Source organism: Streptomyces sp. NPDC012835, assembly GCF_042900885.1.
Lineage (GTDB): Bacteria > Actinomycetota > Actinomycetes > Streptomycetales > Streptomycetaceae > Streptomyces.
In genome coordinates this window covers 1,337,017-1,353,710 of the sequence record NZ_JBIBBW010000001.1, presented here as the reverse complement: position 1 = coordinate 1,353,710, position 16,694 = coordinate 1,337,017, and the positions used below count along the sequence as shown (strand labels likewise).

Below are 16,694 nucleotides of genomic sequence, written 5' to 3'. Positions count from 1 at the left end.
ACAGACGGTCGGGTGGCCGGACGGCTCGAACGGCTCGGCGGAACGGGCCGGGTCGGCGGGGTGTTCAGAGCGTGGTCAGCACCTCGCGCACGGAGTGGATGACCTTGTCCTGGAGGTCGCGGGAGAGCGAGGGGTACATCGGCAGCGAGAAGATCTCGCCGGCCAGCGCCTCGGTGACCGGCAGCGAGCCCTCCGCGTAGCCGAGATGGGCGAATCCGGACATGGTGTGCACCGGCCACGGATAGCTGATGTTGAGGTGGATGTCGTAGACCTTGAGGCGCTCGATGATGTCGTCCCGGCGGGGGTGGCGCACCACGTACACGTAGTACACGTGCTCGTTGCCCCGAGCCGTGCGCGGAAGTCCGAGACCGGTGCCGGCGAGGCCGTCGGCGTAGCGCCGTGCGACGGCCCGGCGTCCGGCGACATAGGTGTCGAGCCGCCTGAGCTTGCGCCGCAGGATCTCGGCCTGGACCTCGTCCAGACGGCTGTTGTGGGCGGGCGTCTCCAGCGTGTAGTAGCGGTCGTCCATGCCGTAGTACCGCAGCCGTCGCAGCCGGCGTGCCACGGCCTGGTCCGAGGTGAGCGTCGCGCCGCCGTCGCCGTACGCGCCGAGGACCTTGGTCGGGTAGAAGGAGAAAGCGGCCGCGTCACCGGTGGCGCCCGCGAGGGTGCCGTCCTGCCGGGCCCCATGCGCCTGGGCGCAGTCCTCCAGAACGGCCAGCCCGTGCCGGTCGGCCAGCTCCTTCAGGGGGGCCATGTCCACACACTGCCCGTACAGATGCACCGGAAGGAGGCACCGGGTGCGTTCGGTGATCGCCGCCGCGACCTGGCCGGTGTCCATCAGGAAGTCGTCCGCGCGGACGTCGACGAAGACGGGGGTGGCGCCCGTGGAGTCGATGGCGACCACGGTCGGCGCCGCGGTGTTCGACACCGTGATCACCTCGTCGCCCGGTCCGACGCCCAGCGCCTGGAGCCCGAGCTTGATCGCGTTCGTACCGTTGTCGACACCGACGCAGTGGCCCACGCCGTGGTAGGCGGCGAACTCCGTCTCGAAGCCGCGCAGGCTCTCGCCGAGCACGAGCTGCCCCGAATCGAAGACCGTCTCTACGGCGTCGAGGATGTCCTGACGCTCGGCGTCGTACTCCGCCAGGTAGTCCCATACACGCGTGGTCATGTACCAGCCTTTCCGGAACGGTGACGAACGGCCGTGCACCGGCCGGACGTTCGCGGTGGGTGTGTGCGCATCGCAGGGGTTTCCCTCACCGGCCCCCGTCCGACTGCCGGGCCAGTGCGGCGACCGTGCGGCGCACCCCGTCCGGCAGCGATGTCGTGGGATGCCAGCCGGTGGCCGCCCGGAACGGGGCGGAGTCGATGGTCACGCTCCGGAAGTCCGTCACGGGAGCGTGCGAGGGGGGAGTCACGGACACGACCGGGACCGGGGGCCGGCCCGTGTGGTCGGACACGGTCCTGGCGACGAGCCGGAAGACGTCGCCGAGCGCGTCGCCCCGGCCGGCGCCGATCAGCCAGTGGCCGCCCACCAGGGCGTCCGGCCGGTCGAGCGCCGCCGTGAACGCCGCCGCCACATCGTCGACATGGACCAGATCGCGCCGTACCGTGCCGTCGTGCCACATGGTGAGCGGCTCGCCGGCGAGCGCCCGCCGCATCATGGCGGACACGACACCGCGGTCGGCGGCGCCGGGCGCCGCACCCGCACCGAACACCGTGGGCAGACGCAGACTGATGCCGCGCACCCGCCCCTCGGATGTGGCCTTCAGCAGCAGGTGTTCCGCCGTCAGCTTCTGCCGGTCGTACGCGGTCTCCGGGCGATCGGGCTCGCTGCCGTCGAGGGGCTCCCGCGGCGGTGTGCCGACCTGCGAGGCGGCGCCGCCGTACACCACCAGCGGCGGCACACCGCCCCCGGTGTCCGGCGGCAGCACCGCGACGAGGTCCCGCATCACCCCCACGTTCACACGCTCGGCCCCCGGCTCGCTCTCGGCCGCCCGCCACCCGCCGTCCGCCAGCAGCAGATGCACCACCGCGTCCGATCCCGCGACCGCCTCGGCCAGCGCCGCCCGGTCGGTGAGATCGGCGGTGACGACGCTCGTCTCGGCCGGCCCCGGATCGGGCGCGCTCGGCCTGCGCGCCACCACCCGCAGCCGGACCGGGCGGCGCGCCAGCGCCCGGGCCACGGCCGAACCCACGAATCCCGAGGCGCCCAGCACGGTGATCAGCGGCCGGTCCGCCGACGCTACGCGCTCCATGTCACACCCCTTCCCGGAGCCGCGCCGCCCCGGCGTTCAGACAGGCCAGCAGGGTGCGGGCCTCCACGTTGAGATAGTGACCGTGCCGGGTCAGGGCGCTGAGCTGCGCCGGGGTCGCCCACGCGTAACCCGGGGGCGGATCGAGCGCGGCCTCGGCCCCGACGGCGTCCACGGCGAGATAACGGTTCCTGGCGTTCAGGAACCGCCCGCCCTCCTCGGAGTGCACGGCCTGGTAACGGATGCGCGACGAGGGGGCGTTGAGTACGGCGTCGAGAAAGAGCGGCCGGTTCTCCAGGGGCAGGTGGGCGTAGTTGCCGGGAGTGCACTGCACGGTAGGGGCCAGCTCGACCGTGTCCAGACAGCCGCCCTCGGCCCGCGCGTGCACCAGCACATGCCGTACCCCACCGATGTCGCGCACCAGGAACGCCGCGATCCCCACCCCGACGGGTTCGAGCAACGGCTGTGTCCAGCTGACCACTTCACGGTTCCCGGCCCGTACGGAGACGGCGGCGATCCTGAAGTAGCGGCCGTACTCGTGCTCGATCGCCCCGGTGCCCCGCCGCCAGCCGCGCACGTCGGCGAGCGGGATGCGGTGGGCGCGCACGTCGTGCCGGGAGCGCTCGCCGGTGAACCACGACAAGAGCTGGAGATCGGAGAGCAGCGCGCCGGGTGTCCGGTCCCGGTACGGCAGACAGGACAGCACGGTCCTGGCATTCATGTTGATCAGGTCGTCCACATGCAGCAGTTCGGCGATCTGCCCGAGGGTGAGCCAGCAGAAGTCGTCCGGCGCCGGCACCTCGTCGCGGGTCTCGACGACCATGTTGCGATTGGACTTGTGGAAGAACCACGAGCCCTGCTCCGACTGGAGGACATCGACGAGCACACGGTCCCGGTCGGGCCGGAAGAAACGGTCGATGAGCTTCACGTCCGTGCCCCGGTGGGCCCTGGTGTAGTTGCTGCGGGTGGCCTGCACGGTCGGCGAGAGCTGCAACAGATTGGGGGTGCCCGGCTCCATCTTGGCCTGCATCAGGAAGTGCAGCACCCCGTCGAACTCCTTGGCCAGGATGCCCAGGATGCCCACCTCGGGCTGTCTGATGACCGGCTGCTGCCACTCCCGGCGGGGGCCGTCGCCGTGCGGCCCGTCGCGTTCCACCACATGCATGCCCTCGACGGTGAAGAACCGCCCGCTGCGGTGGGCGAGATTGCCGGTGCCGTCCTCGAAGCACCACTCGTCCAGCGCCGCGAACGGCACCCGTTCCACGTGGAAGACATGGGCCCGGCGGCGCTCGGCCAGCCAGTCGCGGACCTCCTCGGTCCGCAGCTGCGCCCCGTGACCGGTCGCGGCCGACACGGCGATTCGGTCGGCCTGTTCGCGGTCCGCGCGCGGACGCACCGCGGCACGGTGCGCCGCGGCCGGCGGTGGGATGAGGCTGGACGACATCGGGGGCTCCCTGTCTGCGGGACATCGAGAACGGAAACGGTGTGTTCGCCGGCCGTCGCACGCCCGGCCGGCCACGGTCGCCGGATCAGGACCGCCGCGCGGTGATCAGTACGTAGCCGGTGTACGGGTGCTTCCCGAACGCCTCCATCAGGTCGGCCGCCGCGCCGATCCGCTCCGCCCCCGACGGGTCGAGGGAAGCGGCCAGTTCACGGAAGGCGGCGGCGACATGCCCGTAGCTGGGCCGGACCCGTTCGCCGACGTCCGTCAGCTCCAGCAGCTCCCAGCCGGCTTCGGCCAGCCGCGCGCGGTGCTCGTCCGGCGTGTTGATACCGGCGATCTCGTAGACACGCAGCATGTCGTCCAGCAGCGCCCGGTCGGCACCGGTGAACGGCCGGCGTTGGCACTGGTCGGCGATGACCAGCCGGCCGTCGGGGCGGACCACACGGTGGATCTGTGCCAGGCCGGCGGCCTGGTCGGGCAGATGCAGCAGCGACTCGATGGCCAGCGCCCCGTCGAACGAGCCGTCCTCGAAGGGCAGGTCCATGGCGTCCGCGAGCAGGAACGAGACCCGGTCGCGCACCTCGGAACCGGCCGCCAGCTCCGACGCCTGGGCGAGCTGCTGCCGGCTGACGGTGATGCCGGTCACGCGCACCTCGTGCGCCGCCGCGAGGCGCAGCGCCGGATCGCCGTTGCCGCAGCCCACGTCCAGCAGCCGCTGACCGGGCGCCGGGGCGAGACGGCCGGCGACGAGATCGGTGAGGCGGTCGGTGGCCTCGGCGATCGGCGCTTCGTCGTCGCCGTCCCAGTAGCCCACATGGATGTTGCCGCCGAGGGCGGTGGTGGCACCGGCGTCGGCGAACGTGTCGTACGCCCGGCCGACGGAATCGGTGGCGGTGTCGGACTGCTGTGTCATGGGTGTCTGCCTTTCGTGCGGTGCCGGTGGGCCACCGCGGGTCACGGGAGGTCGGGCGGGGTGAGGACCAGACGCGTCGGCCCGTGGAAGACCATGTCGTCGGCGTACTCCACCTGGTGGCCGCCCCGGCTCAGCCCGGGAAGGCCGTGCAGCAGCGCGGTGAGCCCGATCTCGGCCTCGGCACGGGCCAGCGTCGCGCCGAGGCAGTAGTGGATGCCGAGCCCGAACCCCAGATGCCGGTCGGCGGGACGGTGCGGGTCCAGGTCGTCGGGGCGCGGAAAGCGCGCCGGGTCCCGGTTCGCCGAACCCAGCAGGGCCACCACCCGGCTGCCCCGCTCCACCGCGTACCCGCCGAGCCGGGTGTCCCGGTACACCCAGCGCGTCACCGCCTGCACCGGCGGATCGTGGCGCAGCAGCTCCTCGACCGCCGCCGGGATCAGCTCGGGAGCGCCGCGCAGCTCGTCCAGGACCGCGGGGTGCGCCCGCAGTGCCAGCACCGCCTTCGCCAGGAAATTGGTGGTGGTCTCGTGTCCGGCGGTGAGCAGGTGGACGCAGGTCCCCACGATCCCGTCCACGGTCAGCGGCGCACCACCGTCCCGGGCACGTACGAGAAGCGTGAGCAGGTCCCCGCGGTCGTCCCCGCGCCGCCGGCGCACCTCCCGCCGGAAGTAGCCGGCGAACTCCCGGGAAGCCGCCTCGGCGCGCGCGTAGCCGCCCGTACCGCCCCGCGACCGGCTGGTACTGGCCTCCTGGAGGGCCATCGCGTTGACCCGCAGCCAGGTGTGGTCCTCCGGGGGAATGCCGAGCAGCTCGGAGATGACGAGGATGGGGAACGGCGCCGCGAACCCCTCGACCAGATCGGCCCCCCGGCACGGCCCGAGCCGCTCCAGCAGCTCCTGCGCGATCCGTGCGATCCGGGGCCGCAGACCGGTGACGACCGAGGGCGAGAACTCCCTGCCGAGCAGGGAGCGCAGCTCGGTGTGGCGCGGCGGGTCCAGGAAGACCAGCCAGTTCTCGACGATGGCCCGCAGCGCCCGGTACTCGGCGGGAACGGGCACGGGGACCACATCGGCGTCGTCGGCCGCCACCCGCGCGTCCCGGCCGAAACCGGAGCCGGTCAGCACCCGCACGACCTCGTCGTGGGAGAAGACGTAGAAGGTCCCCGGCCCGCCCGCGCCCGAGGCCCCGCGATGGACGGGCGCGCTCTCCCGGTAGCGCCGGTACACCGGGTACGGGTGCGCGATGTCCCTCTTGTCCCAGCCTGTGAGGTCGAACCGCGGCAGCGTCGCGGATGGCATGCGGTCTCCTTCGGTTGGCGGTGTGGCGTCGCCGCTCCGGGCATTACGGGACAGCCCTTAGCGGCGCGGCAGCCGGAAGTGGTCGGCCCAGAACGCGCTCATCTCCCCCACCCGGTCGGGCACCAGGGGATGCTTGCCGCACGCCGCCGCCAGATGGTCGAGGCGCAGCGCGATCCCGCGCCGGGCCACGTCCGGGCGGGACACCGGCGCGGGCTGCTCGGCCAGTTCGAACGACGGCCCGGCGGTCGTGCCCCGGCGCCCCGACGGCAGGGTCACCAGCAGCTCCGCCAGCGGGCGCATCAGGCCCGTCATCATGTCGATCGCCGCGTTCATCAGGTCGGACCGCCGCAGGCTCCCGTCCGGCCGCTCACCGAAGTGCTGGGCCATGAGCTGGAGCGCCATGAAGTACGAGCGGTTGAACAGCTCCATGACCGACCGGGCGTCCGGATCGGTGACCGTCCCGGTCGCCGGGTTCCCCCGCGTGAGCGTCGGGTTCCGCAGGACGGGATAGGCCGGATTCCACCGTTCGCCGCCCGGCCGCGTCCGCGCGGCCGGCGCGCCGCGCAGCAGATCGGAGATCCGCAGGAACGACGCGTAGTGCGAGTCCTCGGCGACGCGGGGCCCGAGCACCCCTCCCTCTCCCTGCTCGGCGATGACGTCGATCGCGTACAGCGCGCTGGAGAGGTCGTCGACCTCCAACTGGTAGTCGGGATGGCGCCGGTTGATCGACTCCCGCAGGAAGAGGTGGTGCTCGCCGCCTCCTCTGCCCTGGTCCACCAGGAACAGATCGGGGACGCGCCGCAGCCCTTCCCTGATCTCCGCGTACAGCTCGCTCAGCGACGCGTAGGGGTGCCGCTCGTCGTCGGACGCGGGGGCCGGTGCCGTACCGCCCCGCCGGACCTCGCCGACGAGGTCCGCCGGCCGTTCGATCAGGACGAACCGCTCCACACTGCCCGGACCCAGCCCCTCCAGGGCGAAGTCCAGCGGCACCGGCAGTTCGTGGTTGACGGTGCCGAAGTCGATCCGGGGCACGTGGAACGGCTCGCCCACCGCGATGATGATGTTGTTGACGAGGAGGAAGTGGATCATCTCCTCGCGGGCGATGGTCAGCAGCATGCTGCGGATGCCCTCGTCGAGGGTCTCCCCGCCGTCGCCGCAGGCCAGCCGGAGCTGCTCGGGCGTCCACACGCCCCGCCGCACGTACTCCAGACCCGCGCCGTGCGTGGGCACCGAGTAGGCCGCGTACAAGTACTGGAGCATGACGGCCAGTTCGATCGCCGCCGCGTCGCGCAGCGCCTCGACGAGGTGGCCGCGGGTGGTGATCCGCCCGCTCGCCCGGCCGGCCGCCGGGACCGTCAGGAGGACCTCGTCCGGCACCTGCTGGGCCCGCAGGTACGTCAGCAGGAGGCGCGCCCTCGGCTCGGACAGATCCCGGGTCGGCGGCATGTAGTAGGTCTTCGCCTTGTTGCGCGGGTCGCACATCTGCCAGATCAGCTTCGCGTACGTCTCCACCTTGCACCGGTCCGCCAGGCTGAAGACCTCCGCCTTCATGAAGGAGTACAGCTGCTCGTAATACGCAAAGACCTCCGTGTACACCAGGTCGAAGGTCACCTCGTCCCGGCCGATCCCGGCCAGCCGCCAGTCGTCGGGCAGCACCCGCAGTGACACGTACCCGGCGCCGGACCAGTAGCCGAGCGCGTCGTCGTGGTCGTGGCCGGCGGCGGCGGAGCCGGGCAGGTCCGGGTCGCAGGGCAGGTCGTCGGCGCCGGTGGACAGCAGCACCCGGGCGGTGCCGGCCGACGCGCCCCGCACGGTGAACCACCCGCGGCCCGCGCGGTCCGTCGCCACGACGCAGGCGCTCGACCAGGCGCCGCCCGCGTCCCGGCGGCCCGCGCGCAGCCGGACGATGTCGATGTCGGAGCACCGCGCGCCGGGGGCGCGCGCGGACGGATGGCGCGGCAGGGCACCGGGGTTGAAGAACTGCCGTACGCCGATCTCGCCGACGGCGCCGGGCCGGCCCCGTACGAAGGACCGCACCGGCACCTCCACATCGTGGTCCGCGTCGTCCGCGTCCCGGGGATGCTCCAGGAAGAGGCAGGCGTCGTCGACCTGCACGTTGATCTCCTTCTCGCGCAGACGCGTCACCGGGCGGCCGGGGCCGGTGCCCACCAGGCACAGCGCCTCCCCGGCCGCCGCGCTCGCCGGCAGCTCGGCGGGAACCGTCACCAGGCCGCAGGTCAGCGCGTACTCCGCCCCGAGGTACGCCTGCCGGGGCACCCGGGCCACCAGCCGGTCGCTGTCCGCCGTGCGCAGTTCGAGATCGCCGAGGTCGACCGGCGTGGGGGGAGCGGCCGGGGCCCCGCTCCCGCGCTCGCCCGCCGGGCCGGAGACGGGCAGCGCGGTGATCATGTTCAGGGTGACGTGTTCGTCCGTCAGCTCGACGGAGAGGTTGTGCGCCCCGCGAACGGGCCGGCCGGCCACCCGGCGGTCCGGGACGAGCAGCCGGCCGGCCGGGTAGGTGCGCGGCTCCCACGGGCGCCAGGGGGCGATCGTCCCGCGCAGCTGCCACCGGCTCGGCCGGTCGGGCACGTCCGGGGCGGACATGTGGCTGAGCGCGAACTGCACCACCAGGCCGCCGGACCCCGCTGCGCCGACGGCGGCCCGCAGCCGCCGCACCGCCGCGGAGCCGTCCACCCCGTCCAGCCAGGTCAGTTCCCCGCGCTCGGTGACGAACTGGTGCACCACGGAACGGCTCAGCCGCTTCGCCGGCCACCGCCCGCCGACGCCGCCGACATGGCCGGCGTTGTGCCACCTCGGGGGGTGGAAGCCGTGGACGGCTCCGGTGGCCGCGTACCCCACGTCGTGGGAGCGGCCGGCGCGCCCGAAGCAGAACTGTCCGACCATCAGCGTCGTGGTCCAGTCGGAGGACGGATCGACATCGAAGACCCGGGCCCGGTTGACCGTGGTGGCGAGGTACTCGTTGTAGTGCCCCCACATGTCGACGCCGCGCCCGACCACCGGGTCGGCGGTGTCGACGGCGCCGGCGCGGCCCTCGACGCTGACGATCCGCGCGTCGATCGAGAAATGCCCGTTGCCGGCGAAGTCCTCGCCCTTGGCCGCGCTGAACGGCCCGTCGGGCGCCGGGCGGCCCTTGCTGTCGAAGCGGGGCCCCGACCAGTCGAGGTAGTCGTGGTACTCGGCGGGCGGACGGTCCGCCGGGAAGGGCGCCCCGTCCGCCGTCAACGCCGTGTTCGTCGCCAGGTCGACGAGACCGCTGCGCGGGCCGGTGGGCAGATGGGTCGTCGCCACGCCGCGGAAGTGCAGCCGGGGCAGGTCGAAGACGCTCACGCGGACTCCTCGGACCGGCACGGCCGGGTGGCGGCGAACACATGGTTCGCGCGCGGCTCGTACCACTCGATCTCGTGCGCGGCGTCGATCGCCGACTCGATCGCGCCCTCGATCCACGCGGGCTTCGACGAGCAGTGCTCACCGGCGAAGGAGAGCCCCCGCTGCGGCCGGGCCGCCTCCCGTCGCTCCGCCTCGCGGAGAGCGGCCTCCTGGTTCCAGCGGACCGTCGCCGCCCCGCGGGACCACCGGCGCGTCCCCCAGTCCAGGCCCGCCATGCTCAGGACCATGCCCGGCCGGCGCAACTCGGGGTGCATGACGCTCAGTTCCTTGATGATGAGCGCGTTCCGGTCGGTCTCGGTCAGCCGGCTGAGCGTGTCGGCGTCCGGTCCGATGCTGTAGCTCGCGAGCAGCACCGCACCGTGCGCGGGATCCCCGACGGCGGGCGGGTAGTAGGTCTGCCGCACATGGCCGCCGGTGAAGGACGCGCCCCCGCTGATCCCGTCCTTCTCCCAGAACGCCTCGCGGCAGTGGAACGCTATCTTCGTCGCGGCCCAGTACTTCGTCTGGTGGACGATGTCCAGCTTCTCCTGGTCGAAGCCGGTCAGCCGCATCTTCCTGAGCACCGTGAACGGGATGGTGCACACCACGTAGTCGCAGCTCTTGGTGAACTCCCTGACGCCCCGGCGGATCCGCAGGATCACCGCCTCGTCCCGGACGTCGATGCCCACCACCTCGCGGCCGGTCAGGATCTCCCCCCGGATACGCGAGGCGAGCCGCCGGGGAAGGGCGTCCATCCCGTCCCGCAGCCGTACGATCGTGGAGCTGGTCTCGTCCAGCACATCGTCGAGGAACCGTTCGAGGCGCGGCGGGCAGAACGACCGCACCTGCGGATGGTCGGCGAAGAAGGCGTGCAGATCGATTCGGTTTCCCGCGTTGCCGCACCGGTACGGCGTCAAGTCGATGTGATCGACGAGGTTGAGCAGTTCCACTCCTATCTCGTCGTGCAACCCGTCGTAGAACTGACGCGGCGCGATGGCCCGCAGACTGGCGTCCAGCCAGGCGCCGAAAAGCAGGGTGTTGTCGTGGTACCGCCGGTCGGGCAGTCCGGCGGCGAATTCCTGGACGAGCGTTTCGTGCGCGTCGCGCACCCGTAGATATCCCGAGGAACTCGGCAGGTAGGCGGCGTCGTCCGAGAACAGCGTCCGGAATTCCCGTACCTGGTTCTGCAGTCCCAGTTCGGCGATGTAATGCATGGTCAGCCGGTGCCCGGCGGGGATGCGCATCGCGCCCAGCTCGGCGATTGGACCCGGTCGGCCGCCACCGGGAAAGCGATGGGTGTGAATGCGGCCGCCGATCTCGTGGCTTCCTTCGATGACCTGGACGTGATGTCCGAGGCGCTCCAGTTCGTATGCCGCGACCAGTCCGGCGATACCGGCGCCCAGGACGGTGATCCTTTTCGGTCCGCCGGGGGCGCTGTCCGGCCCGTCGATGTCGATCTCCTGTAAGGGTGCCGTCACAGATTTCCTCCAGTACGCGAATTCTGAGGCCGGGAGCATGTCCTGGATGACGCCAGCGCCTTTTCCGGTCCCGGAAGGGCGATGCCGGGGATTGCCTGTCCGTCATTGTCCGCGCGGCGGCCGGACGCCCGTATCACCCGGTGGGCCCTTACTCGGGTGGTTCGGTCAGGGATCCGCCGGCGCGATCGAGGCGTCGTCGCCGCGTCATCCCACGCGAACGCGCGGGCTTTTCCCGGCACCGGCGCGCGGCGGCCGGAGCGGGGCGATGCTGGCGGGCGTGGCCGCACCGACCGTCGCCACGGGTACGGACGGAGTGCGCGGACCGAGCCGTGACTGTCCGGACCGATCGGCGTGAACGGTGACACGAGAACCCGAGGGAGGCGACGTTGACACGCGTGTTGATCGCTACCACACCGGCACCGGGGCACATCGTCAGCATGCTCGAGGTCGCACGCGAACTGGCCCGGCGCGGCCACGAGGTGCGCTGGTACACGGGCCGGGCCTTCCAGGCGCAGGTGGAGCGGACCGGAGCGTCGTTCGAACCGATGGACGCCGGGCTCGACTTCGGCGGCAGGAGCAGGGAGGAGGCTTTCCCCGCCCACGCCGGGCTGACCGGGATCCTCAGCTTCAAGATCGGCGTCCGGGACATCTTCTACCGGACCGCACCGGGCCAGATGGAGGACCTGCTGGCCGTGCTGGAACGGTTCCCGGCGGACTGCCTGCTCGCCGACGACATGTGCTACGGAGCGTGCTTCGCCGCCGAGCGCACCGGCATTCCGCTGGCCTGGCTGAGCAATTCGGTCTACATCCTCGGCAGCAGGGACACCGCCCCGCTCGGCCGGGGGTTCCAGCCGAGTTCGACGCCGCTCGGGCGGGTGCGCAACGCGCTGCTCGCGTTCCTGGGGAACCAGGTGGCGATGCGGGACCTGCGGCTGGAGGCCGACCGGACCCGGGCTCTGGTGTCACTGGAGCGGCTGAGTACGGGCGCCATGGACAACATCGCGCGCCCACCGGCCCTCTATCTGATGAGCACCGTGCCGTCCTTCGAGTTCCCCCGCAGCGATCTGCTCCCGGGCACCCACTTCGTGGGCGGGCTTCTCGGACTTCGCCCGGAGGACTTCGAACCGCCCGACTGGTGGGGGGAGTTGGACGGCAGCCGGCCGGTGGTGCTGATCACCCAGGGCACCACAGCCAACGACGTCGACTGGCTGCTCGTCCCCGCCGTCCGGGCGCTGGCCGACCGGAACGTGCTCGTGGTGGTCACCACCGGGAGCGATCCGGCCGTCGAGCGGCTGCGGCCACTGCCGGACAACGTCCGGCTGGAGCGGTTCGTCCCCTACCACCATCTGCTGCCGCACGTGGACGTGATGGTGACCAACGGTGGCTACAACGGGGTCAACGCGGCCCTCGCCCAGGGGGTGCCCCTGGTCGTCGCGCCGCGCTCGGAGGAGAACCCCGACGTGGCCGCGCGGGTCAAGTGGGCCGGGGCCGGTGTGGTCCTCGGACGGCGGGCCGTGTCGGAGGCCGGCCTGCGCGACGCGGTGACCACCGTACTGAACGACGGGCGTTACCTGCGGCGGGCCCGCGCGCTCGCCGAGGAGCACCGAAGCCGCGACGCCCCGCGACGGGCCGCCGAACTCATCGAGTCCCTGGCCGACTTTCAGGGCCAGATTCCCACCGGAGGTGTCACACGTTGAACGTCACGACGAAGACCGGCCTGGCAGTACCCCCCGAGACGACCATGCCGACGGACCCGGGCCCCTTCGACTGCATGCCGCAACTGCTGGCGGCGGCACGGGTGGCGCCGGTCGTCCGGATTCCCTACCTCGACCACCACGCCTGGGTCGTGTGCGACCCGGAGCTGGTGCGTGCCGCGCTCACCCACCCGCAGCTGGACAAGGACGTCTCGCTGGTCCCCGACTGGATGCGCCGGCCGGGCCTGATGGTGGGATCGCAGCCGGACCCCGAATACGCCCGTGCCATGATCATGAGCGATGGTGAGCACCACGCGCGGATCCGGCGGCTGCACGCGCCGGTCCTGAGCCCGCGCAACACCGAGAGGTGGGGCGCGCGGGTCAGTGTGAAGGTCGACGGATTCCTGGACGAGCTGGCGCGCTCCCGTTCCGGTGAGTCCGCCGAGGTCAATGTGGTGACGGACTACACCCACCGGATTCCGCTGGCGTTCATCTCCGAGATGCTCGGCCTGCCCCCCGAGGCGGAACGGCAGTTGCGCGCCATCACCGACGTCATGCTCTACTCCTCCGACTATCCGGCGCGCACCGAGGCGGTCGGGGCGCTGTACGGGGCGGTCGAGGGCTGGGTGCGCGACCCGGCTCCGCTGGACGACGGGGTGATCACGGGTCTGCTGGCCTCCTCCGACGGACCGGACGCGGCCGTCACCGAGGGCGAGGTCATCGTCTGGACACTGGGGATGATCATCACCGGCTACGAGACGACCGGGAGCCTGATCTCCGCGTCGCTCTACGAGGCGCTGCGCAGGCCGCCGGAGGAACGGCCGCGGACCGAGGAGGAGATCAAGGCGTGGGTCGAGGAGACCCTCCGGGTGCACCCGCCGTTTCCGCATCCGACCTGGCGCTTCGCCACCACGGACATCGATCTCGGCGGCTATCTGATTCCCAAGGGCGCCCCGGTGCAGGTCAGCATCGCGGCGGCGAACCGGAACCCGGGCGAGGAGGCCGACAGCTTCGCCGCGGACCGCCAGGGGCACGGGCACCTCACGTTCGGCCTCGGCATGCACTACTGCATCGGCGCCTCGCTGGTCCGGCTGGAGGCACAGATCGCGGTGCGCGGGTTCCTGCGCCGGTTCCCGGAGGCGCGACTGAGCACGGGGACCGCCGTCGAGTGGGAGTCGGAGTGGATGATCCGCCGGATGAGCGTCCTGCCCGCCACGCTGTTCTGAGGACGGCGGCCGTGCGGGAGAGGGGCGCGGAGCAAGGAGAGCCGGAAGGAGGGCGGGGCGGGGCGGGCCGGGGCAGGGGTACGGCGCGGACGGACAGGTCCGGCAGCCGAGCGGCGCCCGGTCCGTAACCGCTCCGGCGTGGCCGCGGCGCCGGGCAGCGGTGTTACGTCCTGAACCTCACCAGACCCATCCGGGAGCGGATGCCGAGCTTGCGGTAGATCTGCCGCAGATGAAACCCCACCGTGTGCGGGGAGATGTACAGATGCCGTGCGGCCTGCTGGTTGGTGAGGCCGTCGGCCACCAGCTCCGCCACCTTCCGTTCGGTCCTGGTGAGGCTCTCCCAGCCGGAGTCCGGACGCTTGGCGCGCGTCCAGTGCCGGCGCCGCACCCCGAGCCGGCGCAGCCGGGCCCGTACACGCGCGGCGTCCCGCTCGCCGCCGAGCGCGCCGTAGGCGTCCAACGCGCGGTCCAGCTCAACGATCGCGGCCGCGTGGTCGCCGCGGTCGAGCAGCAGCCCGCCGTGGTCCTCGGCCGCCGCCGCCCGCGCCCACGGGTTGCGGTGCTGCCGGCCCGCCCTGGCCAGGGCGTCCACGTCGCCCTCGGCGAGCGCGCGGGCGTGCAGGGCCGAGGTCAGCACGGCGGGAACGTCCGGGTTGTGCGTACGGAGGTACTCCATCGTCCCGACCACCGTCCGCACGATGTCCGGCCGGTCCGCCGCGAGCGCGCAACGCACACACCACGCCGCTGCCGCCGCGTCCTCCAGCAGGAGGTCGCGGAGCGCACCCGCGTTCGTCCCGATCTCCGCCAGCATCTCCGCCGCCGCCCGCGAACCCCCCTGGGCCTGGGCCAGCTGCGCGTTCAGCAGCCGGCGCGCGGCCCACCAGGGGCTGGGGGAATCCTGCGGGAAGTCCTTCTCCAGGGTCCTGGTGTGATCCTCGGCCTGGGCGAGCGCGCCCCGGCGCAGTGCGACGAGGGCCAGCACCAGCCATGCCTGCGGGGCGAGCATCGGCAGGTACGGGCCGTCCCCTCCCGTACCGCCCCGCACCGCCGCCTCGGCCTCGTCCAGGTGCCCTTGGGCGAGCCGCAGCGGGGCCCTGAGCAGGGCCGGGACGACGGCGGCCAGCGTCCTCACCTCCGGAGGGGCCGGCCGGGCGCAGCGCTGGATGACGGCCGCCGCCTCCTCGTACTCGTCGGTCTTGGTGAGCGCGAAGGCGAGGAACCAGCGTGGATCGAGGAGTTGCGCGTCCCCGCCCTCGCGGTCGAGCGCGACGGCCGCCCGCAGCGTCGCCACCGCCTCGCCCACCCGGCCGTCGCGCCACTGGCTGAACGCGTGGAAGGTCAGCGCGCCGATCCGCACGGTCCTCGGGTGGCGGTCGGGCGCGCCGACGATCTTCCGCGCCCGGTCGACCGCGGTGCCGTCGCCGCTCAGGTAGGAGGCGGCGAGGTGGGTGATCACGGCTTCCGGGAGCTGGGGTCCGCCCTCCCGTGCCGCGAGCGCCTCGTGTGCCGCCCGGCGCGCCGCGCGGGTGTCCCCCCGGAGGAGCAGCGCGGTCGACATCGACGCTCGCAGTGCCGCGATGTCTCCGGCCGGCTCCGTCGGACCCGGGGCCGCGCGGCCGGTCGTCTCGTCGATCGTCTCCTTGGACAGGGCGACGGCCCGGTCCAGGTCGCCCGCTCGGGCGAACGCGTCGACAGCGGTCCGCGCGAGGCGCACGCGCTCGGGGTGCCCGGAGGGCAGCAGCTCCATACCGCGGGTCGCCAGCCACGCCGCGGACGGCGGATCGGTGGCCAGCAGCTCGCCGGCTCCCGCGGCGATGACGCCCAGGGCCTCCGCGTTGCCGGGCTGGGCGATGTGCACCAGTTGGAGGGCGGCGCGCGCGACGCCGTCGGGACGCGCCAGCAGCATCTCCGCCGCCTGCCGGCGCAGCAGCGCGCACACCGGCGGCGGCACGGAGTCCAGCAGTACCCGCCGGATCGGCCCGCTGCGGAACGCGAGGTCCCGCTCACCGCAGACCAGAAGCCCCCGGCCGACCGCTTCGTCCACCGCTGCCAGCAGGCCGACCGGTGCCTCACCGAGCAGGGCCGACAGATCCTCCGGCGCGAACGGCGATCCGAGCACCGCCGCCAGCCTGAGCGCCTTCATGGTGGGTGGGGAGAGCGACCGCAGTTCCTTCTGGACCAGCGCGGAGAAACGCTTCGGTACGGACGCCGGCATACCCCCACCGGTCCCGGCGGAGGCGTTGCCGGGGGAGTCGGGCCGCAGCCGTGAGATGCCGTCGACCACACATATGTCGCCGTCCTCCACAAGCCCGCGCACCAGCTCGATCACCGCCCGGGGCGTGCCGTTGACGCTCTCCGCCAGCGCGAGGAGCGCCGGGCCGGGGGCGGCGCCGGTGCAGTCGGTGACCAGGTGCGCCAACGCGTCGACCGGGAGCGGCCCCAACTCCCGCACGGGCTCGACCGGGACCCTGCCCCGGAGGATGCCGAGACAGGTCTTCACCGGCTCGTACGGCGTGGGGTCCCCGTCCGGCGTGAAGGCGAGCAGCCAGAGGACCGGACGACCGCTCAGGGCCACGACGAGATCGCACAGGGCCGTCAGGTCGGGGAGGGTCGCCAGATGCAGATCGTCGAGCGCGACGACGGCGCGGACGTGTTCCGCGTCGTCGCGCAGCCATGCCCGCGCCGCCCCGATCGCGGCCGACGCGCTCGGGTGGTGGAGCCCGCCGGCGCCGGTGCCCGGCGGGTGAGGGCGGGCACCGGCAGCTGTCGGCGCCGCCCCGGCGGAGGCATCGGGGCCCACCGGGACGCCGTTGAGGACCGTGAAACCGCTCCTGTCGGCGAGGCCGGCCGCCTCGGCCAGCAGACGGGTCTTGCCCGCGCCGGACGCCGCCTCCACGAGGAGGACCCGGCTCCGCCGTGTACTGGTCACGCCGTGCAGGTTCGCGGTCACCTGCGCCAGCTGTTGTTCCCGCCCGCGCACCTGCGGTGACGGCCGT

At 72.7% G+C, this 16,694-nt stretch carries 10 protein-coding genes; 2 read left to right on the top strand and 8 right to left on the bottom strand.

The features are described 5' to 3' along the window. Positions 1 to 64 precede the first annotated feature (64 nt). The 7 genes from ACFY6S_RS05535 to ACFY6S_RS05505 all read right to left on the bottom strand — a co-directional run bounded on the left by ACFY6S_RS05535 (position 65) and on the right by ACFY6S_RS05505 (position 10,778). The gene (locus ACFY6S_RS05535; protein ID WP_388823144.1) at positions 65 to 1,174 is read right to left on the bottom strand and encodes a DegT/DnrJ/EryC1/StrS family aminotransferase; all 1,110 of its coding nucleotides are present in this window, start codon (positions 1,172 to 1,174) and stop codon (positions 65 to 67) included. 85 nt (positions 1,175 to 1,259) lie between these two features. Beyond that, on the bottom strand, positions 1,260 to 2,261 hold the full coding sequence (locus tag ACFY6S_RS05530; RefSeq protein WP_388823142.1) for an NAD-dependent epimerase/dehydratase family protein: 1,002 nt from the start codon (positions 2,259 to 2,261) through the stop codon (positions 1,260 to 1,262). Between the two features lies 1 nt (position 2,262). Then, the gene (locus tag ACFY6S_RS05525; RefSeq protein ID WP_388823140.1) at positions 2,263 to 3,702 is read right to left on the bottom strand and encodes an NDP-hexose 2,3-dehydratase family protein; all 1,440 of its coding nucleotides are present in this window, start codon (positions 3,700 to 3,702) and stop codon (positions 2,263 to 2,265) included. 85 nt (positions 3,703 to 3,787) lie between these two features. Next, entirely contained in the window at positions 3,788 to 4,615 is an 828-nt protein-coding gene (locus tag ACFY6S_RS05520) for a methyltransferase domain-containing protein (protein ID WP_388823138.1), read from the bottom strand. Between the two features lie 41 nt (positions 4,616 to 4,656). Further along, positions 4,657 to 5,913 carry a cytochrome P450 gene (locus ACFY6S_RS05515; RefSeq protein WP_388823136.1) on the bottom strand — a complete coding sequence of 419 codons (1,257 nt, stop codon included), beginning with the start codon at positions 5,911 to 5,913 and terminating at the stop codon, positions 4,657 to 4,659. A gap of 57 nt (positions 5,914 to 5,970) precedes the next feature. After that, on the bottom strand, positions 5,971 to 9,261 hold the full coding sequence (locus ACFY6S_RS05510) for a ferritin-like domain-containing protein (RefSeq protein WP_388823134.1): 3,291 nt from the start codon (positions 9,259 to 9,261) through the stop codon (positions 5,971 to 5,973). Further along, positions 9,258 to 10,778 carry a flavin monoamine oxidase family protein gene (locus ACFY6S_RS05505; RefSeq protein ID WP_388823132.1) on the bottom strand — a complete coding sequence of 507 codons (1,521 nt, stop codon included), beginning with the start codon at positions 10,776 to 10,778 and terminating at the stop codon, positions 9,258 to 9,260. Before ACFY6S_RS05505 ends, ACFY6S_RS05510 begins: the two co-directional genes overlap by 4 nt. Before the next feature lie 437 nt (positions 10,779 to 11,215). On the opposite strand from ACFY6S_RS05505, the gene ACFY6S_RS05500 reads away from it, so the two are divergent. Continuing rightward, the gene (locus ACFY6S_RS05500; RefSeq protein WP_388823130.1) at positions 11,216 to 12,475 is read left to right on the top strand and encodes a glycosyltransferase; all 1,260 of its coding nucleotides are present in this window, start codon (positions 11,216 to 11,218) and stop codon (positions 12,473 to 12,475) included. After that, the gene (locus tag ACFY6S_RS05495; RefSeq protein ID WP_388823128.1) at positions 12,472 to 13,698 is read left to right on the top strand and encodes a cytochrome P450; all 1,227 of its coding nucleotides are present in this window, start codon (positions 12,472 to 12,474) and stop codon (positions 13,696 to 13,698) included. The genes ACFY6S_RS05500 and ACFY6S_RS05495 overlap by 4 nt, the downstream gene beginning before the upstream one ends. A 163-nt stretch (positions 13,699 to 13,861) precedes the next feature. On the opposite strand, the gene ACFY6S_RS05490 is transcribed toward ACFY6S_RS05495, so the two are convergent. After that, positions 13,862 to 16,627, bottom strand: coding sequence for a LuxR C-terminal-related transcriptional regulator (locus ACFY6S_RS05490; protein ID WP_388823126.1), 2,766 nt, complete (start codon positions 16,625 to 16,627; stop codon positions 13,862 to 13,864). Between the last annotated feature and the right edge of the window lie 67 nt (positions 16,628 to 16,694).

Coding starts and splice junctions, on each gene's coding strand:
- ACFY6S_RS05520 (WP_388823138.1), bottom strand. CDS start 4,615: ATGACACAGCAGTCCGACACCGCCACCGATTCCGTCGGCCGGGCGTAC.
- ACFY6S_RS05525 (WP_388823140.1), bottom strand. CDS start 3,702: ATGTCGTCCAGCCTCATCCCACCGCCGGCCGCGGCGCACCGTGCCGCG.
- ACFY6S_RS05535 (WP_388823144.1), bottom strand. CDS start 1,174: ATGACCACGCGTGTATGGGACTACCTGGCGGAGTACGACGCCGAGCGT.
- ACFY6S_RS05500 (WP_388823130.1), top strand. CDS start 11,216: ATGCTCGAGGTCGCACGCGAACTGGCCCGGCGCGGCCACGAGGTGCGC.
- ACFY6S_RS05530 (WP_388823142.1), bottom strand. CDS start 2,261: ATGGAGCGCGTAGCGTCGGCGGACCGGCCGCTGATCACCGTGCTGGGC.
- ACFY6S_RS05515 (WP_388823136.1), bottom strand. CDS start 5,913: ATGCCATCCGCGACGCTGCCGCGGTTCGACCTCACAGGCTGGGACAAG.